The organism is Chryseobacterium sp. SNU WT5 (assembly GCF_007362475.1).
Classification (GTDB): Bacteria; Bacteroidota; Bacteroidia; order Flavobacteriales; family Weeksellaceae; genus Kaistella.
The window spans coordinates 191,610-215,856 of sequence record NZ_CP041687.1 but is presented as its reverse complement, the minus strand read 5'-3'; the positions used below and the strand labels follow the sequence as shown (position 1 = coordinate 215,856).

The following is a 24,247-nucleotide window of genomic DNA, read 5'->3' as shown; positions in this document are numbered from 1 at the left end:
TAGGGAAAATTTTATTTTCATGCAAATAAGACTGCCTTTTTATAAAAATCGAACGATTAAACAAATGAGAGAACCTAAGGCAACTCGCTATTGATAATGGTGAAAAATTCCAAAATCAGATGGAGTCCATAAAGCTGCTTTTTGACCAGCTGCTTTTAAAGCATTGTTCGTCCAGGTGTTGCAGGTATACAGAAAACTGTAACTACCATTCGCATCGTAAAAAGCATCATGATCATTATAAACTGCATCTGTTTTAATCAAGTTTAAATGTCCGTTTTGATCGCGGTCGAATTTCTTATTTATAAATTCAATCAAGTTTTGGTACTGTCTTTCAGTCAGCATCAACTTTTTACAATCATCGCTTTCTTTCATATCTTTATAGAAGGTGCAGTGCATTGCTGATTCTCCCAGCCAGAAAGCAGCCTTAAATGCTGTAGAAACCTTGAGATCTGACCATTCAGGTGTATCCAGATAAAAACCTTTATCTCCCCAACCAATTGAAAGGTAGTTGAAGTCTGTACTTTTAGAAGTGGTATTTTCAAACCGTATTTCTTTACTCCAGTCGTATTGTTTCGTTTTTATCGGAACCACAATATCAGTATGCACACCATTGGTTAAAATGTATGCTTCAACAATCCTTGGTTCGGAAACTTTCTCTGCGGGAACCTTGATATAGGGTATTATTAATGCAAAAATGATATAGATCGCAACCAACGCGATGATTGCCCAAATGGTTTTTAGAACAATTAGTATAAATTTTTTCATCTTTATTTTTATTAATGTTTAGTTTCCAAGTTCTTGCTGAGGTCAGAATACTTGGTTGCAAATTCGATATTACGTTTCAGTCCTGCAAATTTAGTTCTTTTCACGGGTGACTTGCGGAAAATTTCTGAAAACAAATCGCCGGATAGCTCCTTCCAATCTTCGTTTCTCATATTTTTCAAAAAATTATTTGGATTAAATTTCTCTTGTTGATGAGGTTTCGAAAATCGATTCCAGGGACAGACATCTTGACAAATATCACATCCAAAAACCCAATCCTCCATTTTATTTTTGAAATGATCGGGAATTTCATTTTTTAATTCAATTGTTGCATAAGAGATACATTTGCTACCGTCAATAAGCCGGTCAGATACAATTGCATTCGTAGGACATGCATCAATACATTTTCGGCAAGAACCGCAATGATCTGTTGTTGCTGAATCAGATGCAAGTTCAAGATCACAGATGATTTCTGCTAAAAAATAAAAAGAACCAGTTTGTTTAGTAATGAGGTTTGCATTCTTTCCAACCCAGCCGATACCTGATTTTCTAGCCCAGCTACGTTCTAAAATCGGTGCAGAATCTGTAAACACTCGACATTGAAAATCACCTATTTCTTCTTTAAGTTCGACGACCATTTCATGTAGAATTTCCTTAATGATTTCATGGTAGTCCTGTCCGTATGCGTATTTTGAGATTTTTAAAGATCCAATCTGAGAAAGAGGTTCCTGTGGAAAATAATTATAAGATAAAGAGATGATGGATTTTGCACCATCTACCAGCAAGCGAGGATCAAGCCTTTTGTCGAAATAATTCTCCATGTAAGACATTTCCCCCTGATAACCATGATTTAACCACTTTTCAAATTTCGGAGCATCGTCTTCCAAAAAGTCTGCATTCGAAATACCACAATTTTGAAAACCAAATTTTTTAGCTTTGGCTTTTACAAGGTGCGCATAATTTTCTTGATTGTGTAACATAGATTGCATTGCAAAACTAACATAATTTTATAAATTTGCTCTTTACACTTAACCAGATCAAAAAAAAATTAAATTATGTCAATAGAAGAAGTATTAAAATCAGGTAATTATAGTTTAATAGACGTTCGAGAGCCTATGGAATTGGAAATGGATGGCGAAATTGAAAAAGCACAAAATATTCCTCTTGGTGAAATTGAAGATAGAAAACAAGAAGTTACCAACCTGGCAGGTCCTAAAATCTTTTTCTGCAGAAGCGGGAATAGAAGTGGTAAAGCAGTTGACTATTTTAAATCTCAAGGTTTAACTGATGTTTATAATGGAGGAGGTTATCAAGACGTGAAACAAAGCTTAGATAATTTATAAAACAATTATTCGATTGTATATAAAAGTCACCGATGAGGTGACTTTTTTTGCTCAATAGCCGTGAAGTAACTTTAGATGTAAAATAACAACTCTTTTATTTAAATAGGCGTTTAGTTTTTTGTGATTTTTAATTACCTTATAATCAGTTTGTTGTAAATTTTAAATAAGATTATGCGACTCATGTTACCACTTTTGGCACGATATTGACAAGCAACTCCACGTAAAACTTAAAATTTAATATTATGAATTCAGTTAAAAAATCAATCTTTGCTTTAGGTTTAGTAACCGCAGGATTATTGAGTGCACAAAGTGCAGACATGAGAAATATGATGAAAATCGGAATTAATGGTGGAATTGCAGTTCCCGCTGAAAATGCAGGAGGTAATTTAGGTTTAGATCTTTCTTATCAAAACTTAGTGACTCCAGGATTTGGTTTGGGTATCGCGACTGGATATAGTCATTTCTTCGGAAAATCGAATACAGTTAATGGAATTAATCTAGAGAATAATGATTTCGGAGTTGTTCCTGTAGCTGCTTTGATCAGAGTTTATCCAAAGCAAATGGGTTTCTATTTAGGAACTGACATTGGGTATGGTTTCATCGTTGGTGATGATAAAGTAGCTTCAAATGACGTAAGCAATACAGCGAGGCCCGATGGAGGTTTGTATATTAAACCTGAGATCGGTTATCATAATCAAGACTGGAACTTCTCTTTACAATATCAGAAAACCTTTACAGGTGACAAAGGAGAAATTGGTAGCCAAAAGTATAATGCAGGAGCTATCGGTGTAGGTGTTGGTTACAACATACCATTAGGAAAATAATCCCTCATTAATAGGATAAGAACCTTCTCGTTTTCGAGGAGGTTTTTTATTTTTTACGTCTTTTTTAAAAACAATTATATTATCTTTGGTTGATAACCTTACAAATATGGAATCTAAAAATAAATTCAAACTCTTTCTGCTGGGATTGAATTCCGAAAGCAATAATGACGTATCTGTTATTGCCGCAGATATTAGAGAGAAAGAAACGATCATCGGTCATTACCGTTCTAGAAACCAAGCAGTTTCTTTAAAAAAAGAAACCGCTTATTCCACCAAAGATTTTTTATCTTTCAGTGATATTCTTAAGAAATTTATGACGGATCATTCTATTGCATCCGTATCAAAGATTGCGATCGCCGTTCCAGGTCCAGTTATTAGAGGTAAAAGTGAACCAGTGCGTCTCCCTTGGAAGTTAGATGCCGAGGAAATTAAAAAAGATGCAGGTGTAGATCAGGTTCTATTGATTAATGATTTAGAAGCGTCGGCGTATGGAATAGAATGTGTGGAAGAGAGTCAATTTGTAAAAATTCATGATTCTGTTGTTTTCACTCCCGGAAATGTAGTTTTGCTGGCACCTGGAGAAGGTCTGGGCGAAGCAGCTTTGTTCTATGATGGAAATTATTTACGCCCCTTTGCTACAGAAGGTGGACATTGTGAATTTTCTCCCCGTACAAATGATGAGGTTGAATTTTATTCGTTTCTTCAAAAAATCTATGGTATTGTTAGTTGGGAATCCGTTCTTTCTGCTTCAGGACTATTTAATATCTATCGATTTTTACGTGATGTAAAGATGCAGAAGCAACCGGAGTGGTTAACTGCCGAAATCGAAGCAGATAATTTTTGTCATGCAGTTATTCAAGGCGCGCTAGAGAATAAAGACCGTATTTGTACTATGACCATTGAAACTTTTCTGATATTTTTAGCACGCGAAGCAAACAGTTTGGTCTTAAAAATGAAAGCAACCGGAGGTTTGTTTTTGGCAGGTCAAATTCCTGTTTTACTAGAGCCATTTATTAATAACAAAAAATTCTATAAAAACTTCATCATTAGTGATAAAATGGAAAATATTCTTCAGGATATTCCAATTTATTTAATCAAAGATGAAAAGACGATCCTTAATGGTGCAGCCACTTACGCTGCATTCTATCAAGAGTAAAAAACTGAAAACTTCGTCTACAACGAGGTTTTTTTATAAAATCTATTTCTACAATGAAAAAAATCCTGTTTCTCTTTTACGTTCTATTTACAATTGCTTTGTTTTCCCAATCCAAAACCATTCTATCTTCAGAAATTCGTTGGAAAGCATACAAAACGCTTAAAACAGAATCGTTTTCACATTTTGGAACAGTCAGTTTGAAATCAGGAAACCTTATTTTTAATGGCAGTGAACTTACTGGCGGAAGTTTTTTAATGGACATGGGGTCTATTGATGCAGAAGACATGAATGGAAGTCCAAAACAAAAGAAAATGCTGGAAAATCATCTGAAAAGTGATGATTTCTTTGATGTCAGTAAATTTCCAACAGCGTCGTTTCAAATAAAGTCGGTAAAGAAAGTTAAGCATACTATTTATAATTATCAAATTACGGGAGTCCTAACCATCAAGGGTATTTCTAAGAGTATTTCGTTTCCGGTAAAAATTTCGCAAAATAATTCTGTTTATTCGTTAGCTTCAGCACAGTTTTCCTTCAATAGAAAAAATTATGGACTGAAATATAATATTTTCGAGGATATGTTAATCAGCAACGACGTACAAATGAATGTAAAGATTTCTGCTAAATGATATTTGTTAGCTTCTAAAATATAGCATAGCATTAATATTTATTTATTTTTGCAGCTAAAATTTAAATAGAATAAATGAAGAACTTAATATTAGCAGCGCTTTTAGCAGGAGGTTTCGCGTTTGGACAGTCCAAAAAAGTTATCAGTTCCAGTGTTCAATGGTGGGGCTATAAATTAGCGAAAACCGAAGCCTCATCACACAATGGAGTGGTCAATTTAACAGCTGGAAATGTGGTGATGAAAGGAAATAATATTGTGGGTGGAACTTTCGCTTTGGATATGACCAGTATTAATGCAACTGATTTATCAGGTGATTCTCAAGCAAAACTGAACAACCACTTGAAAAATGGTGACTTTTTCGAAACGGATAAATTTCCAAATGCAACCTATAAAATTACTGCCGTAAAGAAGAATAACAACAAAGCTTTCCCTTATTTGGTTAATGGAACGCTAACGGCAAAAGGAATAACAAGTCCAGTTTCCTTCCCAGCGAAGATTTCTTTAAATAATGGGGTGTTCAATATGATTTCGGACAAGTTTAGTTTTGACCGTCAGAAATTTGGAATCGCTTATGCCTCAGCAGCTAAAGATGTAATTGTAAAAGATGAAATCGATATGATGATCAACATTACCGCAAAATAATTTAACATTATATTATGTTTAAAAGAGTGGCTTTGTCTGCTCTTTTTTTTATTTTTGAATGATGAAATTGTATGTGATTAGTGGACTTGGTGCCGACTTCAAAGTATTAGAGAAAATCGAATTTCCACAAAATGTAGAAGTTGTATTTCTGGATTGGTTCCTGCCTGAAAACAACGAGGATTTTCACCATTATGTAAAAAGAATGGCTGATAGAATTGACGAAAGTGAACCCTTCGCATTACTTGGATATTCGTTCGGTGGAATTATTGTGCAGGAGATTGACAAAATAAAATCTGCAGAAAAGGTGGTAATCTTAGGAAGTATTAAGTCTGATAAAGAGAAATCACGGTTTATTAAATTGGGAGAACTTACAAGGATTCCCAAGTTTTTACCCCAAAGGATGTTTAATGTTAAGTCGGCGGCAATTTATTCATTAGCTAGAAATCTGGTGGATCCTAAAAATCCTAAGTTAATGGATTATTTTACGGTTAGAGATGCCTATTATTTAAAATGGAGCGTCGAGAAAGTCTCTGCCTGGAAATTTAAAGAAAATCCAAAAGTAATACAGGTTTTAGGAAGCAAAGACATTGTTTTTCCCGTAAAATATTCAAAACCGGATTATGTTGTAGAAAACGGTACGCATCTTTTCCCTGCAACAAAACCGAAACAAGTCTCCAAAATATTAGCCGAAATTTTTAAATAATCCAGTGATATTCATTTTACAAAGGTTTTATACAGATTTTTTACTAAAAAAATGAGCATAATAAGGTGAAAGTTTTGATTTTCACAAGACTACAAAACAACCATACTAATAGCTGGATCTTTAAAATATTAATCTTCAATTTTCAACATATTTGTAGAAATACAATAACTATTTTCGATTAAATTCTCTCCAGCAAATATCAAAAATAGAATTATCTTTGTATTAAAGTCAAATAGGATTTAAATACATTACTGAAAATAAATAATGGAATCAATAAGCGTTTTTGAAATTATAAAGGTAGGGATCGGACCATCAAGTTCACATACAATGGGGCCGTGGAATGCAGCGGAAAGTTTTATAAGGAAAATTAAAACAGATCATCAAATTTCAGAAGTTAAGGAAGTCTATGTAGAGTTTTTTGGCTCGCTTGCTAAAACAGGAATTGGTCACGGAACAGATATCGCAGGCATGCTTGGACTTTCTGGAGAGAATTTCAAACTTATTGATACTTCAAAAATTGATGAAAAAATAGCAGTTATTAAATCATCGAACAGTTTAAATCTTAATGGAGAAAAAGCAATTCCATTCATTTACGGACATCATTTAATTTTAAATAAAAAGAAATCGCTGGATTTTCATCCAAACGGAATGATTTTCAAAGCTGTATTTGAAAATGGAGAAGAACTTGTTCAGGATTATTATTCCGTGGGTGGTGGATTTATCGCTACGCAGGAAGAACATTCCTACGAAAACAATTGTACCAGAACTTTGTATCCTTGCCACAACGGTAAAGATATTGACAAAAATATAGCTAAACTCGGATTAGGTAAAATTTCGGATCTCGTTTTCCTTAATGAAGAATCCTGGAGAACCAAAGAAGAAACAGAAAAAGAAGCTCTTTATATTTGGAAACAGATCAAAGAGTGTATTTATAAAGGGGTCAATAAGGAAGGTGTTCTCCCGGGTGGACTCAATGTTACACGCCGTGCGGCTGGATTAAATAGAAAGTTGCTTGGTGAAAATATCTATAAAAGTATTCAGGAATGGTATCAATATTTGGTAGATGCTGATTTAAGTTTCACTAATATCAACAAATGGGTTTCCTGTTTTGCGTTGGCAGTAAACGAAGAAAATGCAAGTTTCGGTCGGATTATTACGGCTCCCACTAATGGTGCAAGTGGCGTTATTCCTGCTGTTCTTATGTATTCTCAATGTTTCACAGCATTTAAAAGTGATGAAAACGTGATTCGGTTCCTTTTGGTAGCAGGCGAAATCGGAACGCTTTTTAAAAAGAATGCTACCATTTCTGCGGCGATGGGAGGTTGTCAGGCGGAGATTGGCGTTTCCTCTGCAATGGCAGCAGCTGGACTTACTGAAATCATGGGTGGTACGCCGGGTCAAGTTCAGATGGCTGCCGAAATTGCCATGGAACATCACCTCGGAATGACGTGTGATCCGATCGGTGGACTGGTGCAGATCCCGTGTATCGAGCGTAATTCTATGGGTGCCATGAAAGCGATCACCGCAGCGAATATCGCCTTAGAATCCGATCCGAGCAAAGCTAGAGTCACTTTAGACGAGGTTATTCAATCGATGTGGGAAACTGCTCAAAGTATGAATGACCGCTTCAAAGAAACCTCGGAAGGCGGTCTCGCGATCGCAGTTAACGTTGCGGAATGTTAGTCAACAGTCTGCGTCACTTCCATTAATATACAAATCTGTTCGCTCACCCATTTAGAAATTGATAGGTAAAGAAGTGGAGCCATAAATCGCAAGGAAGCTTCAACAATAGCCAGTATTTCTCTCATATTTAAAATACTGCAACGCATCGCGCGAAAATTAAGAAAGAACAGTCGACAGCACTTAATTAATTACCGTTTTCGAGTGTAAATCGCTGCATCCAGCCCATTTTTAAAAGATTCACTTTCTTGTGCCAAGAAATTTTTATAAATTTAAGGAAGGGTATATCATTATCAAATCAATTTTTAATTGAGATGATCTACTTTAGGAAAAATAAAAAGATTTTTAGATTTAATGAGTGTAAATATCTCATTATGAATACGTAAAAATGTATATTTTGACTAAAATCGCTTATGTAATCGCAGTGTAATAGAGTTATGATTTAGAATTCATTAATTATTTGAAAATTAAACTTATATTTAAAAATTGAAAATTAAATTTAATTCATGAAAAACTCTAAGTATCTATTACTTCCCTTAGCTTTTGCGCTCCTGCAAAGTTGTGCTGCAAACCTTTCTTATTCGGGAACACCGTTTAAAAGATCAATGGAATCTATCACCTCTGATGACTTAAAAACTCACCTTTATATCGTTGCTGCAGACGATATGGAAGGAAGAGATACAGGAAGCGAAGGTCAGAAAAAAGCAGGTCGTTATTTGATAGAGCAATATCAAAAAATGGGAATTTCGCACCCTAAATCAATGTCGTCATTTTATCAAACTGTTCCTTCAGATGCAATGAAAGGAAGAAGGGGCAATTTACCACAATCTGAAAATATTTTAGCTTTTATTGAAGGAACGGAGAAGCCGGATGAAATCGTTGTAGTTTCTGCGCATTACGATCACGTAGGAATGTCGAATGGGCAAGTGTTCAATGGTGCTGATGATGATGGAAGTGGTACCGTTGCACTCCTAGAAATGGCAGAAGCTTTTCAGATTGCTAAGAAATCAGGAAAAGGTCCAAAACGCTCGATTTTGTTTTTACATGTAACTGGTGAGGAACACGGACTTTTAGGTTCAAAATATTATGCAGACAATCCCATCTTTCCAATGGCAAATACAGTAGTAGATTTGAATATCGATATGATTGGACGTTGTGATGCGGGAAACTGTGGAAAAGATTACGTTTATGTAATCGGATCTGAAATGTTGAGCACGGAATTGAAACAAATAAATGAGGCTGCCAACAAAGAGACCGTCAACTTAGAATTAAATTATAAGTATGATGATCCCAATGATAAAGACAGATTGTATTATCGCTCAGATCACTACAATTTTGCAAAGAACGGTATTCCGGTAATTTTCTACTTTGATGGTATTCATGAAGATTATCATAAGCCAAGCGATACGCCTGATAAAATTGACTATGTTGCTTTGAAGAAACGTACCCAATTGGTATTTGCTACTGCATGGGAACTGGCGAATAGAAAAGAGCGAATCGTGGTGGATAAGAAATAAATTCAATTTATCGAATAGTGAAATTTCAAAAATTAAACTAAAAGGTCGATTTTTTTGATTGATCATTTTGTGATTTTCGCTGTAGTAAAGTGAACTACATTAAAAAGTAGCTTCACCGGGAATCGAACCCGGATCTAAAGTTTAGGAAACTTTTGTTCTATCCGTTGAACTATGAAGCCGATATTATATTCAAAGGTAAATTATTCCTGGGATAGGTTTCTTACATTTGAGACCTTTAGTTCCAAAAAGAATCCGCTTTCATAGAGAGCGGATTCTTTAGTGGATTTTTCCCGTTGGTATGTTCGGTAGAGAAAAGATCTTTCGTATTAATAAATAATGAGTTTGAGTTCTGGATCTAATATCTGACTTTATTTTTAGGTTGATTATTGATTCAATATCAATTTTATAAAATTAACAGTTGGTATCCGTTCCACTTATTTTACTGCAGGCATTCCTGCAGGTATTTTTTATTTAAAGTTATTTTAATAAGGTTATGTGGCCTACGTATTGATGTTCTTTTGAATTCAGTACTTTAAAAGGTTTTGTTATTCCATTTAATGTTGATGAAGCTTCTTGAACTTTCATCAATTTCATTTCCCCTTTTTCATCTACAGTGACCACAGATTTAATTGTAACGATTTCTTTAGTGTTTGGATTTGTGAACGTTGAAAGTAATTCATGATTATCAGGATCTTCAGTGAAAAGTCCGTTCCTTTCAAATGTCGATGTAGTAGGCCAATTATCTGAAATATCGGGGCCTTCTACGAGTACTTTTCCAAGAATATTATGTTTTATACTGATTGTTGCCCGGTTCATGCAATCAATATTGAATTTGGGATTATATGATAGTAATGGCATTCCGTTTACAGTTGAAGTTGGTATGGCAAAATGCGTAACATTATTAACGAGTCTTACCGTTATTGGTTTGGAGTAACATGCAGTTTTTCCCCCATTAACAAAAGCTTCATAACTGATGACGCCTCGAGAAGTTATTTCTAAAACTGCACCTGTTACGGATCCGCTCATTGTGAAGCTGGTTTGTCCGGTATAAGTGCTGGTATGTTGGGGACCTGATATGCTTACGCAACAATTTTTAACTAGTGTTACTGCTCCAGATGAGGAAGGTGCAGACCCAACGGTAACTGTAGAAGTAGCTAAGGTGCATATCGTAGTTCCCGAAATTCCCTGTACCGTTATTGTATTTAATCCTGCTACCAGATAATTCACTGGTATTTCAAGGTGTGTCTGGCTTGAGTAGCCTACAGAAGAAGAGTTTACGGAATGTCCATTAACTGTGGCTTTGTAATAGCCGTAACAAGGATTAGAGGTTGTATTGTAACATGGTCCTGTCATAAAAGCAAAATGCATCTTTTTTCCAGAACTTAGATCGGAAACAGGAATGTAAGTGGGCCATGGATTTGATGTTGATAGTGTTAATCCTGAAGATGGATATTCTTTGATGTACAAAGGAGTTGGAGCAACACAATTGCAGGCACTTGAAGTTTTTACCTCAGGTTGTGGTTGATTAATATTATTCCCACCTTTATCAGCTCCAAAGTTAAAACTTACTCCGAAACTAAAGCCTAATGCATTATAGCGCGTACTTGATTTCTCATTTTTCATCAACCTTCCTTGATCAAGTTGCTGAGATTCATATTGGCCGCTTTGACTTGGATTTCCCAGCGGAATTAGTGTGCTTAATTGGGTATCAATTTTCGGCCCGAAGACATAGCTACCATCAGCAAATAGACCTATACTTTTTGTTAAGTTCTATTCTAGTCTGATTTTGGGAACGATATTCAAGCCAGATGTTTTTGTTTCAGGTTGAGTCCATAAAATATATTCTTTGGCCTGTCCATTTACTTGACTGGTTTGTACGGCACTTATCGCTTTTTGTGTTAAGCTAAAATATTCTGCCAATAACATCGGTGATATTATAAAGTGTTCTCCTAAACTAAAATTGGCTTGTGGACCACCACCAATTCTAAAACTTGGATTTCTGGGTCGGCCCCTTTATAGGAAACAGAACTTGTAGTTTGTCCGAAAATAGCAAAGCCGTTTGGTAAGGTAGCACTTGGATTACCATTGCCTCCAAAACTGTAGGTGCCTCCTATATTTATTCCAAAATTTCCTCCTTTTACTGTTCCATCCCAACCTTTTCTAAACAACGAAAAGGGAATAAATGTATCTGCGCTAATTCCAGATGAACTAAGAATATAAGCATCTTTCGTCGAGGTGCTAGGCATTGCAGACGAGTAGCTCAAATTTACTTTAGAACCTCCCTTAACCACTCCGTCCCAGCCTTTTCTGGCATTATTTTGAGCTTGGGAAGAAAGAGCAGTTAGCAGAAAAAGAGTTATTAGAAATTTGTTAAGATTTTTCATATTGTTGTTTTAAAAAATTAATTCCTTGTATATTCCAGACAAAGGTTAACTATTTGGAAACAAAAAAAAAAACCGCCTCAGTATTGAGACGGCTTCCATTTAAGCTTCAAATGGCACTGCTTTACCTCAATTTTTCTTTCAAATATTTACCAGTATGCGATTTTTTGTTTTTCACCAAATCTTCTGGCGTTCCAGCGAAAACAATTTCTCCACCATATTTCCCTGCTTCTGGACCGACGTCGATAATATAATCCGCAGTTTTTATGATATCGGGTTGATGTTCAATCACGATAACTGAGTGGCCTAATTCAATAAGAGCTTGTAGAGATTTTAATAATTTATTAATATCATGGAAATGCAATCCAGTAGAAGGTTCGTCAAAAATAAATAATGACTTATCGGTTGTTGCACCTTTTACCAAGAAGGACGCCAGTTTTACCCGTTGAGCTTCACCACCAGAAAGAGTAGAGGAGCTTTGTCCTAACTGTAAATAGCCCAAACCAACTTCCTGTAGCGGTTTTAGCTTCGTTACAATTTTGTTCTGATCATTATCCTGGAAAAACTCCAAGGCTTCGTCCACCGTCATGTGAAGGATGTCTGAAATGTTTTTCTCGTCGAATTTAATTTCTAAGATTTCATTTTTAAAACGGGTGCCATGACAGGTCTCACATTCTAATTCGATATCTGCCATAAATTGCATTGAAACGGTAATGACTCCTTCACCTTTGCAATCATCACATCTTCCGCCATCTACATTAAAGGAGAAATGCTTTGGCATTAAACCCTGCATTTTTGCTAATTTCTGTTTAGAATACAAATCCCGGATATCGTCGTAGGCTTTTAAATAAGTAACTGGATTTGATCGGGAAGATTTACCTATCGGATTTTGATCGATCAACTCAATGTTTTTAATGAGTTTAGTCGGGAAATCTACAGAATCGTAATCCCCTTTTTTTCCACCCATTCCCAGTTTAATCTGAATATCATTGGTTAAAATCTCTTTCATTAAAGTCGACTTTCCACTTCCTGAGACTCCGGTCACCACTACCAAACATTCCATTGGAATATCAACATCAATATTTTTTAAATTATTTTGCCGGGCTCCTTTAATATGAATCCATTCTTTTGGTTTTCTGCGGGTTTCCGGAACTTTTATTTCTAATCTTCCTGTCAAATATTTCGAAGTTAAAGTATCTGCATTCTCGAGGTCATCAAAATTCCCTGCGAAAACCAATTCACCACCAAGATAGCCAGCTTCCGGACCAATATCGATAATATAATCTGCGGCTTTCATCACATCTTCATCGTGTTCTACCACTATCACGGTATTTCCCAAATTACGGAGATTTTTTAATACTTCTATCAAATTTTCGGTATCACGGGAATGCAAACCAATAGAAGGTTCATCAAGCACATAAATGGAACCCACCAAAGAACTACCGAGTGAAGTAGCCAGATTAATTCTTTGACTTTCACCACCAGAAAGGGTATTAGAAGTTCGATTGATCGTTAGATAACCTAAACCCACTTTTTCTAAAAAAGCTAAACGGGTTGTAATTTCATACAATAAACGTTTTGCAATTTCTGCGTCGTGTTTGTTAAGTTTTAGGGATTTAATTAAAGGCAGAAATTCATCTAAGGGCAAATCAATCATTGATTGAATGTTGTGTCCGTCTATTTTCACCCATTTTGTTTCTTCACGCAAACGCAGACCTTCACAAGATGGACAAAGCGTTTTCCCGCGGTATCTTGAAAGCATTACGCGGTACTGGATTTTATATAAATTTTCTTCCAGCATTTTGAAGAAATTATTGATAGATGGGAAATCTGAATTTCCGTCGCCTTTCCATAAATAATTTTTTTGTTCTTTGGTTAATTGATGATAAGGCTTATGAATTGGAAAATCTTTGGCTTTTTTAATGAAATTTCTTTTCCATTCACTCATGCTTTCTCCTTTCCAACTTGCTACCGTTTCTTCAAAAACAGATAAGTTTTTATTTGGAATTACTAAATCTTCGTCAATGCCAATTACTTTTCCGTACCCTTCACATTCTGGACAAGCGCCGTAAGGATTATTAAAACTGAAGAAATGAACATTAGGTTCCATGAATTCCATTCCGTCCAATTCGAACTTATTTGAGAATTCTGTGATGGTCCCCGTCTCAATATTCTTCAAAGAACAGTAGCCATGACCTTCATAGAAAGCCATTTGGATAGAATCCGCCAGTCTTTGCAAGAAACTTTCATCTGCCTCATAACTAAAACGGTCAATCACCAACTGAATTTCCATATCTGCTTCTGGAACGAAGCCAAAACTTTCCAAATCTTCAATGCCAGCAACATTTCCATTGACTTCTAATCTTGTAAAACCAGATAATTTTAAGGTATTGACCTGTTCGGTAAATTTAGAAACGTCGAAGTGTAGAGGTGTTCTCAGCAAGAAAGTCTGATTTTCATTTTTTTCAATAAAGTTGATGACATCTGTAACTGAATCTTTTTTAACTTCATTTCCAGAAACAGGCGAGAAAGTTCTTCCAACTCTGGCGAATAATAATTTTAAGTAGTCATACACTTCGGTAGAAGTTCCAACGGTCGATCGTGGATTAGAAGAAATTACTTTCTGTTGAATTGCGATAGAAGGCGCTAAACCTTTGATATCATCAACTTTCGGTTTTTCTAGTTTTCCCAAAAATTGCCTGGCATAAGAACTCAGACTTTCCACATACCGTCTTTGTCCTTCGGCATAAATCGTATCGAAAGCAAGAGAAGATTTTCCGCTTCCGGAAACACCCGTAATCACAATTAATTTGTTTTTGGGAATTAGAACGTCAATATGTTTTAGATTATTAAGGTGCGCATTTTTTACGAAAATTTGTTTCTTAATATCTATATCTGCAGGTGTAATCATTGTAAAATTTAAAGCCTACAAATTTACGGATTTTTTGAGAGATTTTTCTTATGAATAATTTGCATGTTATTCTATTTTTTACAATATTTGTATCAACCAAAAAGTAATAAACTCATGATAAAAATTTTGACTGATTTAATTACACATTTAATGAAAAAAAGATAAGGTTTATAGCCTTGAGATTAATACAATGCCACTTGCGTTGTATTTTTTTTGTTTAAATAACTGAATTTTTAGGAAAATATCAACAACTTCACTGTGATTTACTTTACTGCGTAATTGATTATAACTGTTTGTGAATCTTCATAATACAGTGGTTTTATAAGGTGTAGTTTTATTATATGAATAGTATTATGACGGTATAAGTGCTTTTTATGAATTATATATATTTGAAAATCGTCATTATTATATTTTCTCTGCGGACTTTGCAAATGAAATACCTTTAGGAAACTCAAAAAGGCGTGTAAAAAAGCATTTTTATAATTAAATCTTTGTGGACTCTATATTTAAATTTGCAACATTATTGGAAATAGATATTCATTATGAATTTGATGTTTATAAATAATCTATCAAGAGCTTGTATTTTTTAATGTTCCATTAAGAAGGCTAAAGTTAAACTTGATCGGTAAAATGGAATTGCAAAAATCATAACCTTCGAGAAATAAAGTTGATAATATTACGAAATACTTCAAAGTAAAAATATAAAGCCAGCTTACAAAGCATATAAAGAGTACAAGGAAACTTTAACTAAGTAAAGGAGTAATAATTAATAAAAATAAATTTTTATTTTTGCAGCATGTTGAAACGATTATTTATTTTTATTCTATTTCTTTTTGTTTTAGAGGTATTCGCCCAGAAAGAAACAATTTCCAGCTATAATGTAGTTACCGTAAATTATAAAATTAATCAAAAGTATTTCGTCTATACAGAAGGTCAGTTGCGAGGAGTTGCCGATTATTCATATCCTGATTATTACGAAATGAAAGCAGGGCTAGGATACTATCTAAGTAAAAATCATAAACCTTTAATTGGAATCGGAAGATATGTTAATTATAAAAATCATTCTTTAGAGAAAGAAGAATTTAGGGTTTGGCTGCAGGATGTTTACGATTTAAAAGCTGGAAACTTTAAATTTGAAAATAGAGTCCGGGCAGAAAAGAGTTGGTTTTATAATCCATCAAAGGATGAGCACTCCGAACGTATTCGACTTAGATACCGTCTAAATATATCAGTTCCTCTAAACTCACCACAAGTGAAACCAGGTACAATTTCAGCTTCTGCTTTTAATGAAGTTTTCTTTGTCGCTACCAGTAACCCATTTTTTGCAAGAAATAGATTAATGGGAGGATTGTCTTACCAAATAGATCCAAATTTTGGAATGACTGCAGGTTATGTGTGGCAAAGAGAATTTGCTCTTGCTGGTAATAAAAATTTACATTTTATGTATTTGGGATTAAGTATTAATATTGATGGAAGTAAGAAGGATGAAGAGGAGATAAAATAAGCGTATTAATGTTGGTAACTTTTTAGCAGAAACGATTTTTATCAGTAAAATTATTGCGTTTTTTGGCCTTAAATTTATATATTTGTGAAATTAATAATAATCTATTTTTATGAAATTTATTGTTTCAAGTAGTGAATTACAGAAAGCCCTACAAACAGTGAGCGGAGTAATATCTAACTCACAATCAAGGCCAATTCTTGAAAACTTTTTGTTTGAAATTGAAAAAGATATCCTGAAAGTCACCGCTTCTGATGGTGAAACCACTTTAATAACTTCTTTAGAAGTGAAATCGGATGCAGAAGGAAAAATTGCAGTTCCGGCGAAAATATTCCAGGAATTTGTAAAAACATACGGCGAACAACCATTAACGCTTTCAGTGAAAGATGCTGAAGACGGAACTGGAAAATTACTGGAAATTTTAGATGAAAAAGATAATTTTGCAGTGGCCTTGGATCATGCAGAGGATTATCCGGAATTACCTGAGTTTGATGCAGCCCAAAGTGTAAAAATTTCTGCCGGCGTTTTGTCAGAAGCACTTAATAACACGCTGTTTGCTACAAGCAACGATTCATTACGTCCTGTAATGACGGGAGTTTTGTTCCAGTTTAAGGAAGATGAAACTAATTTCGTTTCCACAGATTCACACCGTTTGGTAGTGTATAAAAGAACAGATTTGGTTAATGCTGAACCAGTGGAATTTATTATGCCTAAAAAACCTTTGGCAATTTTCAAAAGTATTTTGGCTTCTTCAAGCGATGAGGTAGCTATTGAGTTCAATGAGAATATGGCCAAGTTTACTTTTGGTAATAATATTTGGATCTGTAGATTGATCGATGGGAAATATCCTAATTACTCCGCGGTTATTCCTAAAGAAAATCCAAACGTATTGACCATTAACCGAAGTCTTTTGTTGAATTCAATTAGAAGAGCTTCAATCATGTCTAATAAATCTACCAATCAAGTTCGATTTAAATTGTCAGGAAATATTCTTCATTTGCATGCAGAAGATACAGAATTTGCGAACAAAGCAGATATGCAGATTCCATGCGATTATAATGGAGAAGATATCAATATTGGTTTCAGTTCTAAATTTTTAACCGAAATGTTATCCGTGCTTTCTGCAGATGATATCACGATGAAGATGTCTCAACCAAACAGACCCGGGATTATAGAACCTGTGGATGGACTGGAAGATCAAGAGCAACTATTAATGCTTTCGATGCCGGTTATCGGAATGTAAAAAGAAGTTTAAAAAAAATCTAATAAAATAATAATTGAGATTCAAATTTTTTGAATCTCAATTTTTTTTTAACCTGCAAAATCACGATATTTGCACCTTTCTTATTTCAAAACTATTACTGGTGAAATTTGAATTCTAACATCTGAAATTTACAACAGAAATGAAAATCTCGAACAACTGGCTTAAAGAATATATAACGACAGATTTAAAAGTCGAAAAAATCAGCGAATATCTTACAGACATCGGTCTGGAGGTGGAAGGTGTAGACACTTTTGAATCGGTTAAAGGTAGTTTGGAAGGAATTGTTGTGGGAAAAGTTTTGACTTGTGAACAGCATTCCAACGCAGATAAGTTGAAAATAACAACGGTAGATGTAGGAAACGGTAAGGTTTTAAACATTGTTTGTGGTGCGCCAAATGTTACAGCCGGACAAATTGTTCCCGTGGCAGTTGTAGGAACAAAAATTTATGGAAAGGATGGAAGTTCTTTTGATATAAAAGAAGCCAAAATTCGTGGTGAAGTTTCCCAGGGGATGATTTGCGCCGAAGACGAAATGGGCTTAAGTGAAGATCACGCCGGAATTATGATTTTGGATGAAAATAAATTTGAAGTCGGTAAAAATTTCGCAGGTTATTTCGATCTAACCAACGACCAGGTATATGAAATAGGACTTACTCCAAACAGAACTGACGCCATGTCGCATTACGGAGTTGCCAGAGATTTGAATGCATATTTGATAACGCATCAGATTGAAGCTGACTTTAAAAAGATAAATGCAAATCCTTTAGAAGTTGAAGGAACTACTGAATTTCAGATTGAAGTAGAAGATGCAGCTTTATGCCCTAAATATTTAGGTGCAGTAATCGAAAATATTGAAGTTAGACCGTCACCGGAATGGTTGAAAGAACGACTTAAAGCAATCGGTTTAAGCCCAATTAATAATATTGTAGATATTACCAATTTTATTCTTCACGGCTATGGTCAGCCACTTCATGCATTCGACGCCGATAAAATTACAGGTAAAAAAGTGAAAGTTGGTGTGAATGAAAAAGGGACTAAATTCACTACCTTGGATGGGGTAGAAAGAACTTTGAATGGCACCGAAATCATGATCAAAGACGGACAAGATAATCCAATGTGTATTGCAGGAGTTTTCGGCGGACAAAATTCTGGTGTTTCAGAAACCACTAAAACCATCTTTTTAGAAAGTGCTTATTTTAATCCTGTGGGGATTAGAAAAGGGGCCAAATTTCACAGTTTAAATACGGATGCATCTTTTCGGTTTGAACGTGGAGTAGATCCTAACATGACCAGAACAGCTTTAACTCATGCTATCACGATGATTCAGGAAATCGCTGGTGGAAAAATGGTAGGTGATCTTTTGGAGCATTATCCTACCAAAATAGAAGATCATTATATCATTCTTCGTTATTCAAAAGTGGAGCAGATCCTAGGAACTAAAATCCATAATGAAAAAATTAAAGAAATCCTGAAAGCACTGGAAATTAAGGTCTTAAATGAAATCCAGAATGGTTTAGAAATATCGGTTCCTTCGTATAGGGCAGATGTTACTAGAGAAATTGATGTTATTGAAGAAATTTTGAGAATCTACGGATACAACAAGATTGATTCGCCACAGAAGATCTCTTTCACTCCAGTGAAACTGAATTTTGATGATCAGGACGCTTTAGAAAATGCATGGGCGAGAACATTACAAAGCAATGGTTTTAATGAAGTAATGAACAATTCGCTAACTTCCGTAAAAGATGAAACTGATGCTGTACGACTTCTAAATCCTTTAAGTGGAGATTTAGCTTTCATGAGAAAGTCTTTACTGGAAGGATTGTTAGAAAATGCAGATTATAATATCAAAAGAAAAAATGCGAATATTAAATTCTTTGAACTTGGTAAAATTTACCATAAAAAAGGAACTTATGTAGAGAGAAAACAACTTGCAATTCTTGTTACAGGCCGAGATGAATCAGAAAACTGGCTACAACCAAAATCTGTCACAGATTTTTATAAGTTGAAGTCCTATGTGAAGGTTCTTCTGGACGTACTTCCGGTCACTATTGAAGAGAAATACTTGGAAGATATTCGGTTTTCCGATGGTGTGGAATTTTTCGCAAACGGAAAAATCCTGGCACGTTTAGGAAAAGTACCCCCAGAGTTGTTGAAAGATGCGGATATCGAACAGGATTGTTTCTACGCAGAAATTGAATTAGAAGCTGCGCAGAGTTTACGGAATCAAGACAATTTGAAATTTAAAGATATTCCGAAATTTAACAAAACCCGAAAAGATTTAGCACTGTTAGTCGATAAGAAAGTGACTTATGCAGAGCTTTACAAGTCCGCCCGAAACAATCCTTCCAAATATTTGAAGAACATCAATTTATTTGATGTCTATGAAGGTAAAAACCTTCCAGAAGGTAAGAAATCATACGCCATGAGCTTCGAACTGTTGAATGAGGAAAAAACACTTGAAGAAAAAGATATAACCGAAGTGATGAATTCTTTAATCAAGACTTTTGTAAAAGACTTTTCCGCGGAATTAAGATCATAAAAAGAATCAGTTAAATACCTAAAAAAGCATTTCAAGAGAGATGCTTTTTTCTTTTTTCATTAAGAATAAACGGTTCTACTCATTCTTTACTCAATATAATTACTTAAATTTGGATTATTAAAATCTTAAAAATGAAATCAATGAACTTCCATCAGAAGAATATTTTTAGAAATATTTCCTTGGCAATATTTACTGTTGCGACATTCGCTTCTTGCTCCACTATGTCAAGTTCTAAAACAAAAGTAGGTGCGTCTCAAGTGAACATTACCAATACTAAATGGACTTTGGCAGATAATGTAAAAGGGAAAAAACCTACGCTGGTAATTGAATCTGGAAAATTGAGCGGGAATGGAGGTTGTAATAATTATTTTGCAGATCTAATGCTGGACGCTACGGTTGGTAATTTCTCAACCAAAAATATTGGTTCTACCAGAAAGGCTTGTGATAATATGAGTGAGGAAACCAATTATTTCAGTATGTTAGGAGCAGCAACAAAGTATGTTGTTGTAGGAAATACTTTGGAATTATATAAAGATAATTTGTTGCTTTTAAAATTTACTAAACTATAATTAGATAAAGTAAGATTAGCCCACAAAAAAAAGGAACTCAAATTTGAGTTCCTTTTTTTGTCTTATTTAGTCTTCGTCTTCTTCATCATATTTTGCGAGTTCTTCGTCGCACCATTTGAAAGCCGCTTCGACTACTTTAGTTGCCTCATCGGCTACTGTTTCTTCGTCGTCTCCTTCTAAGTCGTCGAACCATTCTACTTCTTCTTCCTCAACATTCAGTACAAATCTTGGGTATTCAGTGTGAACTACGAACAAATCTTCAGGCATGTCTGAATTGTCGGCTAATAAAAACTTTGGTAATTTCATTTTCTTAATGTTTAAAACTGGCTCAAAGATAAGAATTTTTATTGAAATTGATTCTTGTCAATTTTAATTTTTCGTTAAAAAATGACGGTAGTTAATTGTCTAATATAATAAGAAAACGATGAAATTTAGAATTATTTAGCAAACATCTTAGCAACTTTTTCCGCTTTTCTACTTTCGGCATAATCATAGAAACCTTCACCAGATTTCGCACCTAATTTTCCTGCCATCACCATATTCACTAGCAAAGGATTGGGTGCGTATTTTGGATTTTTGAAACCGTCGTGCATTACATTCAGAATTGCTAAACAAACATCTAAACCAATAAAATCAGCCAATTGTAAAGGTCCCATTGGATGAGCCATTCCTAATTTCATCACCGTATCAATTTCTTCAACTCCCGCAACGCCATTGTATAAAGTTTCGATCGCTTCATTAATCATCGGCATCAAAATTCTGTTCGCCACAAATCCAGGATAATCATTCACTTCAACCGGAACTTTCCCCAAAGTTTTACTCATTTCATAAATTTCGTCAAAAGTTTCTTTAGAAGTAGAATAGCCCTTGATGATTTCTACCAATTTCATAATCGGCACCGGATTCATAAAGTGCATTCCAATTACTTTATCCGGACGATTCGTAACCGACGCAATTTTGGTGATAGAAATAGAAGAAGTGTTGGTGGCAAGAATACAACTTACTGGAGCCAATTCATCCATTTGTTTGAAGATTTTCAGCTTCAAATCTAAATTCTCTGTAGCTGCTTCAACGATCAAATCTGCTTTCGAAGCACAATCTCCTAAATTAGTAAAAGTCGAAATATTACTTAAAGTACTTGCTTTTTGCTCCTCAGTCATATTTCCTTTGGAGATAATACGATCCAGGTTTTTTGTAATTGTTGCTAACCCTTTATCTAATGCATCTTGTGAAACATCAACTAAATTAACGGTAAATCCGGTTTGTGCAAAAGTGTGTGCAATTCCGTTTCCCATGGTTCCTGCTCCGATTACTACAATGTTCTTATTCATTTTTTAAATTCTTTAATAATTTTTAGTATAGCTTTTACCTTCTTCCAAAAGTGTTGCTTCACTTTCTGAGGTTCTAAATTTTGTTTTTATAAATGTTCTTTTTCCGTCAATTCTATTGATGAACACCGCGAAGTGTAAATGCGGGCCACTTGCGAAACCTGTACTTCCGCTATACCCAATGAGTTGGTCTTTTTTTACAATGTCTCCTTTTTTAACGACGGCACCGCGGTATTTCAAATGAGAATAATCGGCAAAAGTCCCGTCGCTGTGCATGATGAAAATTCTATTATTGTATTTCGCACATGAAATATCAGGACAGTTTTGATTGAAATTATTGATCACTTCTACCACGATTCCTCCACGAACTGCCAGAATTTCGCTTCCCATTTTTAAATCGAAATCGAGTGCAAATTCATTCTGATGTGAAAACTTCCCGTTATAACCTTGAAAAATTGACTGTGTTTTTCCTTCCTGATACGGCAAAGAATAGATATAATCATCATCAAAAGTCTCCTGAATTGCATTTCCGAAATTATACGAATTGGTATAAGAGAAAGAATTGCTTTCATTTGGTTTAATGGGAGCCAGTTTTGCAATTAAAAACTTTTTTGCTTTAGCTGGAATTACCACTATTTCATCATTAGGAAGAGTACACGTTAAGTTCTTTAATTTGAAATCAAACTTGGCAGACATTGGCATTTCTTCCTTATTATCAGCGAATATAAAAACTTCGTGATTTATAACTTCATTGTAAAACTGGATATTCCATTTCTCTTGCGAGAATAGAAAGGTTTGAATCAATAAAAATAGGATTAAAAATATTCTTTTCACTACAATTATTTTTTGCTAAAATAATCAAAAACAATTTTAGAAATATCGGCAATCGTTTTAGTGTTTGTTTCTTCACTTTCCATTGAATCTGAAACCAGAACGCTTATTGCATAATGCTTTCCATTGGGAAGTGTGATAATTCCGATATCATTTTCCGCAATCGTTAATCCGTTTTTATCTTTTCCTGAAGAACCGGTTTTGTGTGCAACTGGAGTTCCTTTTGGCAATTGAGCTACAATTTTTGTCACTCCAGTAGTGGTTTCTATCAAAGTCTTCATTAGAAAATCTGTAGATTTTTTTGAAACTACTTTCCCGTCAAAAAGCTTTTTTAATAAAGTATTTGAAGCATTCGTCGTTGTCCAGTTCCAATACATGAACTCGTAACCTTGATGCATTTTTTCTTCATCCGCTTTTATTTGAAAGTCTTTTATTCCATTTGAGTTGATGAAACTTTGAACGGTTCCTGTTCCGCCAATTAATTTTAATAAAATATCGCAACCATTATTATCACTTTGTGCAACCGTATATTTGATCAGTTCATTCAAAGGCATTTCGATATTTCCCTCAGGGTATTTCTCCCGAATTGGACTCCAGGTGTTTAATAAAAGCTCTGATTTTTTAATAAAAATATTTTGATCCAAACTCAATTTTCCTTCATCAACTTGATTCAAAACTGCCAAAGCGATATGAAATTTGAAAACACTCAACATCGGAAGTTTTTTATTTCCGTTGATGTCAATCGATTTATTATTTTCAAAATCCAAAACCGAAACTGCAACAGTGGCGTTTTTACCTTTGATGATTTGTTTGATCTCCTTTTTTAATGTAGACGTTTGTGCAAATCCTAAGGCGAATATTAAGAGAAACAGGATTGATAATTTATTTTTCATGGAGGTATTCTACTATTTTTGAAATAAGATATTTTCTTTCTTCGTTATTCGCATCATTGTCCATGCTGCTATGGTTGATGTCCGTGAATTGAACGGTAATGCCAAATTTTTCCTTTTCTTCATCTGTGGGTAAAACTCCTTCATCAGCTGGATAATCATTAGAACGTAAAGTATAGATTTTTGGTTTAGAAGTCCGTGGCAAATCCATTCTTCTGTTATCCATCGAAATCAATTTATTGATCAATTCTGGATGTTGATGCGCAAATAAAACCGACATATCTCCACCATTAGAATGACCAATCACTGCCAGTTTATTATAATTTAACGACGGAAATTCCGTCTTTATTTTATTCAAAACAAATCCGATGTTTTCTGCGCCACGTTGCCAATTAGGCATTCTGGTCGTTTTGAAAGGTTCATCCATCGGCAAAAGATCATCGTTTTTTAACTCGTGCTGAATGCTAATTATAAAGTACCCTTTTTCAGCTAGAGCTTCTAAGAGATAAGTGTAATCTACGGCATAGTCATCTCCTTTATTACCACCATAACCATGACTGAATATAATTGGTGTTATGTTACCAACTTTTAAATTTACAGGTTGATAAATAGCCACAGGAATCAATCGATCCCGCGTAGAATCAACATATTTCGTTAAAATAAAATGATAGTTATATTTTCCACCGTCAGCAGCAACTCTTTTCGACTGGCAACTTACCAGCATCAATGAATAGAGGAATAGTGAAAGGATTTTTATTTTTGACATTAATTAAATGGA

At 34.7% G+C, this 24,247-nt stretch carries 23 protein-coding genes and 1 tRNA gene; 12 read left to right on the top strand and 12 right to left on the bottom strand.

Translation table 11 applies throughout. From position 1 onward, the window contains the following. Positions 1-87: 87 nt before the first annotated feature. Positions 88-765, bottom strand: a complete 678-nt coding sequence (locus FNJ88_RS01005) for a TIGR02117 family protein (RefSeq protein ID WP_143851309.1) — start codon at positions 763-765, stop codon at positions 88-90. Between the two features lie 11 nt (positions 766-776). Further along, a complete protein-coding gene (queG, locus tag FNJ88_RS01000; protein WP_228414543.1) occupies positions 777-1,742 on the bottom strand; it encodes a tRNA epoxyqueuosine(34) reductase QueG in 966 nt (321 codons plus the stop codon). Positions 1,743-1,817: 75 nt separating this feature from the next. On the opposite strand from queG, the gene FNJ88_RS00995 reads away from it, so the two are divergent. The 7 genes from FNJ88_RS00995 (at position 1,818) to FNJ88_RS00965 (ending at position 7,738) form a co-directional block, all read left to right on the top strand. Next, positions 1,818-2,105, top strand: coding sequence for a rhodanese-like domain-containing protein (locus FNJ88_RS00995; protein ID WP_143851307.1), 288 nt, complete (start codon positions 1,818-1,820; stop codon positions 2,103-2,105). 242 nt (positions 2,106-2,347) lie between these two features. After that, complete coding sequence (locus FNJ88_RS00990; protein ID WP_143851306.1) at positions 2,348-2,929, top strand: hypothetical protein; 582 nt, start codon at positions 2,348-2,350, stop codon at positions 2,927-2,929. A gap of 106 nt (positions 2,930-3,035) precedes the next feature. Then, positions 3,036-4,085, top strand: coding sequence for a glucokinase (locus FNJ88_RS00985; protein WP_143851305.1), 1,050 nt, complete (start codon positions 3,036-3,038; stop codon positions 4,083-4,085). Between the two features lie 53 nt (positions 4,086-4,138). After that, a complete protein-coding gene (locus FNJ88_RS00980; RefSeq protein WP_143851304.1) occupies positions 4,139-4,711 on the top strand; it encodes a YceI family protein in 573 nt (190 codons plus the stop codon). Between the two features lie 74 nt (positions 4,712-4,785). Beyond that, a complete protein-coding gene (locus FNJ88_RS00975; protein WP_143851303.1) occupies positions 4,786-5,352 on the top strand; it encodes a YceI family protein in 567 nt (188 codons plus the stop codon). Between the two features lie 61 nt (positions 5,353-5,413). Next, positions 5,414-6,055, top strand: a complete 642-nt coding sequence (locus tag FNJ88_RS00970; protein ID WP_143853842.1) for an alpha/beta hydrolase — start codon at positions 5,414-5,416, stop codon at positions 6,053-6,055. A gap of 264 nt (positions 6,056-6,319) precedes the next feature. Then, positions 6,320-7,738: an L-serine ammonia-lyase gene (locus tag FNJ88_RS00965; RefSeq protein WP_143851302.1), complete on the top strand. Its 1,419-nt coding sequence runs from the start codon at positions 6,320-6,322 to the stop codon at positions 7,736-7,738. Here the strand turns inward: FNJ88_RS00965 and FNJ88_RS14480 are convergent. Next, entirely contained in the window at positions 7,735-7,863 is a 129-nt protein-coding gene (locus FNJ88_RS14480; protein WP_262711459.1) for a hypothetical protein, read from the bottom strand. The two genes, FNJ88_RS00965 and FNJ88_RS14480, sit on opposite strands and share 4 nt — an antisense overlap. A gap of 378 nt (positions 7,864-8,241) precedes the next feature. On the opposite strand from FNJ88_RS14480, the gene FNJ88_RS00960 reads away from it, so the two are divergent. Beyond that, positions 8,242-9,252, top strand: a complete 1,011-nt coding sequence (locus tag FNJ88_RS00960; protein ID WP_143851301.1) for a M28 family metallopeptidase — start codon at positions 8,242-8,244, stop codon at positions 9,250-9,252. 107 nt (positions 9,253-9,359) lie between these two features. On the opposite strand, the gene FNJ88_RS00955 is transcribed toward FNJ88_RS00960, so the two are convergent. The 4 genes from FNJ88_RS00955 to uvrA form a co-directional block, all read right to left on the bottom strand. Further along, positions 9,360-9,431: transfer RNA gene (locus FNJ88_RS00955), tRNA-Arg, on the bottom strand. Between the two features lie 298 nt (positions 9,432-9,729). Then, positions 9,730-10,875, bottom strand: coding sequence for a hypothetical protein (locus FNJ88_RS00950; protein ID WP_143851300.1), 1,146 nt, complete (start codon positions 10,873-10,875; stop codon positions 9,730-9,732). A gap of 326 nt (positions 10,876-11,201) precedes the next feature. Next, on the bottom strand, positions 11,202-11,636 hold the full coding sequence (locus FNJ88_RS00945) for a hypothetical protein (RefSeq protein WP_143851299.1): 435 nt from the start codon (positions 11,634-11,636) through the stop codon (positions 11,202-11,204). A 121-nt stretch (positions 11,637-11,757) separates the two neighbouring features. Next, complete coding sequence (gene uvrA / locus FNJ88_RS00940) at positions 11,758-14,544, bottom strand: excinuclease ABC subunit UvrA (RefSeq protein WP_143851298.1); 2,787 nt, start codon at positions 14,542-14,544, stop codon at positions 11,758-11,760. Positions 14,545-15,340: 796 nt separating this feature from the next. On the opposite strand from uvrA, the gene FNJ88_RS00935 reads away from it, so the two are divergent. The 4 genes from FNJ88_RS00935 (at position 15,341) to FNJ88_RS00920 (ending at position 20,420) form a co-directional block, all read left to right on the top strand. Then, on the top strand, positions 15,341-16,048 hold the full coding sequence (locus tag FNJ88_RS00935; RefSeq protein WP_143851297.1) for a DUF2490 domain-containing protein: 708 nt from the start codon (positions 15,341-15,343) through the stop codon (positions 16,046-16,048). 109 nt (positions 16,049-16,157) lie between these two features. Then, entirely contained in the window at positions 16,158-17,288 is a 1,131-nt protein-coding gene (dnaN, locus tag FNJ88_RS00930; protein ID WP_143851296.1) for a DNA polymerase III subunit beta, read from the top strand. Positions 17,289-17,448: 160 nt separating this feature from the next. Continuing rightward, positions 17,449-19,851 carry a phenylalanine--tRNA ligase subunit beta gene (gene pheT / locus FNJ88_RS00925; protein WP_143851295.1) on the top strand — a complete coding sequence of 801 codons (2,403 nt, stop codon included), beginning with the start codon at positions 17,449-17,451 and terminating at the stop codon, positions 19,849-19,851. Positions 19,852-19,982: 131 nt separating this feature from the next. Beyond that, a complete protein-coding gene (locus FNJ88_RS00920; protein ID WP_228414542.1) occupies positions 19,983-20,420 on the top strand; it encodes an META domain-containing protein in 438 nt (145 codons plus the stop codon). A 66-nt stretch (positions 20,421-20,486) separates the two neighbouring features. Here FNJ88_RS00920 and FNJ88_RS00915 read toward each other — a convergent pair whose 3' ends face one another. The 5 genes from FNJ88_RS00915 to FNJ88_RS00895 form a co-directional block, all read right to left on the bottom strand. Then, positions 20,487-20,726 (bottom strand): hypothetical protein, encoded by a 240-nt coding sequence (locus tag FNJ88_RS00915; protein ID WP_143851294.1) that lies wholly within the window; start codon positions 20,724-20,726, stop codon positions 20,487-20,489. A gap of 131 nt (positions 20,727-20,857) precedes the next feature. Next, positions 20,858-21,751 (bottom strand): 3-hydroxybutyryl-CoA dehydrogenase, encoded by an 894-nt coding sequence (locus FNJ88_RS00910; protein WP_143851293.1) that lies wholly within the window; start codon positions 21,749-21,751, stop codon positions 20,858-20,860. Positions 21,752-21,763: 12 nt separating this feature from the next. Beyond that, positions 21,764-22,582 (bottom strand): M23 family metallopeptidase, encoded by an 819-nt coding sequence (locus tag FNJ88_RS14530; RefSeq protein ID WP_143851292.1) that lies wholly within the window; start codon positions 22,580-22,582, stop codon positions 21,764-21,766. Positions 22,583-22,587: 5 nt separating this feature from the next. After that, positions 22,588-23,472 carry a class A beta-lactamase, subclass A2 gene (gene bla / locus FNJ88_RS00900; protein ID WP_143851291.1) on the bottom strand — a complete coding sequence of 295 codons (885 nt, stop codon included), beginning with the start codon at positions 23,470-23,472 and terminating at the stop codon, positions 22,588-22,590. After that, entirely contained in the window at positions 23,462-24,235 is a 774-nt protein-coding gene (locus tag FNJ88_RS00895; protein WP_143851290.1) for an alpha/beta hydrolase, read from the bottom strand. Before FNJ88_RS00895 ends, bla begins: the two co-directional genes overlap by 11 nt. Positions 24,236-24,247 lie beyond the last annotated feature (12 nt).

Excerpts from the sequence above, each read along its gene's own strand:
- FNJ88_RS01005 (WP_143851309.1), bottom strand. The coding sequence starts at position 765 with ATGAAAAAATTTATACTAATTGTTCTAAAAACCATTTGGGCAATCATC.
- queG (WP_228414543.1), bottom strand. The coding sequence starts at position 1,742 with ATGTTACACAATCAAGAAAATTATGCGCACCTTGTAAAAGCCAAAGCT.
- FNJ88_RS00995 (WP_143851307.1), top strand. The coding sequence starts at position 1,818 with ATGTCAATAGAAGAAGTATTAAAATCAGGTAATTATAGTTTAATAGAC.
- FNJ88_RS00990 (WP_143851306.1), top strand. The coding sequence starts at position 2,348 with ATGAATTCAGTTAAAAAATCAATCTTTGCTTTAGGTTTAGTAACCGCA.
- FNJ88_RS00985 (WP_143851305.1), top strand. The coding sequence starts at position 3,036 with ATGGAATCTAAAAATAAATTCAAACTCTTTCTGCTGGGATTGAATTCC.
- FNJ88_RS00980 (WP_143851304.1), top strand. The coding sequence starts at position 4,139 with ATGAAAAAAATCCTGTTTCTCTTTTACGTTCTATTTACAATTGCTTTG.
- FNJ88_RS00975 (WP_143851303.1), top strand. The coding sequence starts at position 4,786 with ATGAAGAACTTAATATTAGCAGCGCTTTTAGCAGGAGGTTTCGCGTTT.
- FNJ88_RS00970 (WP_143853842.1), top strand. The coding sequence starts at position 5,414 with ATGAAATTGTATGTGATTAGTGGACTTGGTGCCGACTTCAAAGTATTA.
- FNJ88_RS00965 (WP_143851302.1), top strand. The coding sequence starts at position 6,320 with ATGGAATCAATAAGCGTTTTTGAAATTATAAAGGTAGGGATCGGACCA.
- FNJ88_RS14480 (WP_262711459.1), bottom strand. The coding sequence starts at position 7,863 with ATGAGAGAAATACTGGCTATTGTTGAAGCTTCCTTGCGATTTATGGCT.
- FNJ88_RS00960 (WP_143851301.1), top strand. The coding sequence starts at position 8,242 with ATGAAAAACTCTAAGTATCTATTACTTCCCTTAGCTTTTGCGCTCCTG.
- FNJ88_RS00950 (WP_143851300.1), bottom strand. The coding sequence starts at position 10,875 with ATGAAAAATGAGAAATCAAGTACGCGCTATAATGCATTAGGCTTTAGT.
- FNJ88_RS00945 (WP_143851299.1), bottom strand. The coding sequence starts at position 11,636 with ATGAAAAATCTTAACAAATTTCTAATAACTCTTTTTCTGCTAACTGCT.
- uvrA (WP_143851298.1), bottom strand. The coding sequence starts at position 14,544 with ATGATTACACCTGCAGATATAGATATTAAGAAACAAATTTTCGTAAAA.
- FNJ88_RS00935 (WP_143851297.1), top strand. The coding sequence starts at position 15,341 with ATGTTGAAACGATTATTTATTTTTATTCTATTTCTTTTTGTTTTAGAG.
- dnaN (WP_143851296.1), top strand. The coding sequence starts at position 16,158 with ATGAAATTTATTGTTTCAAGTAGTGAATTACAGAAAGCCCTACAAACA.
- pheT (WP_143851295.1), top strand. The coding sequence starts at position 17,449 with ATGAAAATCTCGAACAACTGGCTTAAAGAATATATAACGACAGATTTA.
- FNJ88_RS00920 (WP_228414542.1), top strand. The coding sequence starts at position 19,983 with ATGAAATCAATGAACTTCCATCAGAAGAATATTTTTAGAAATATTTCC.
- FNJ88_RS00915 (WP_143851294.1), bottom strand. The coding sequence starts at position 20,726 with ATGAAATTACCAAAGTTTTTATTAGCCGACAATTCAGACATGCCTGAA.
- FNJ88_RS00910 (WP_143851293.1), bottom strand. The coding sequence starts at position 21,751 with ATGAATAAGAACATTGTAGTAATCGGAGCAGGAACCATGGGAAACGGA.
- bla (WP_143851291.1), bottom strand. The coding sequence starts at position 23,472 with ATGAAAAATAAATTATCAATCCTGTTTCTCTTAATATTCGCCTTAGGA.
- FNJ88_RS00895 (WP_143851290.1), bottom strand. The coding sequence starts at position 24,235 with ATGTCAAAAATAAAAATCCTTTCACTATTCCTCTATTCATTGATGCTG.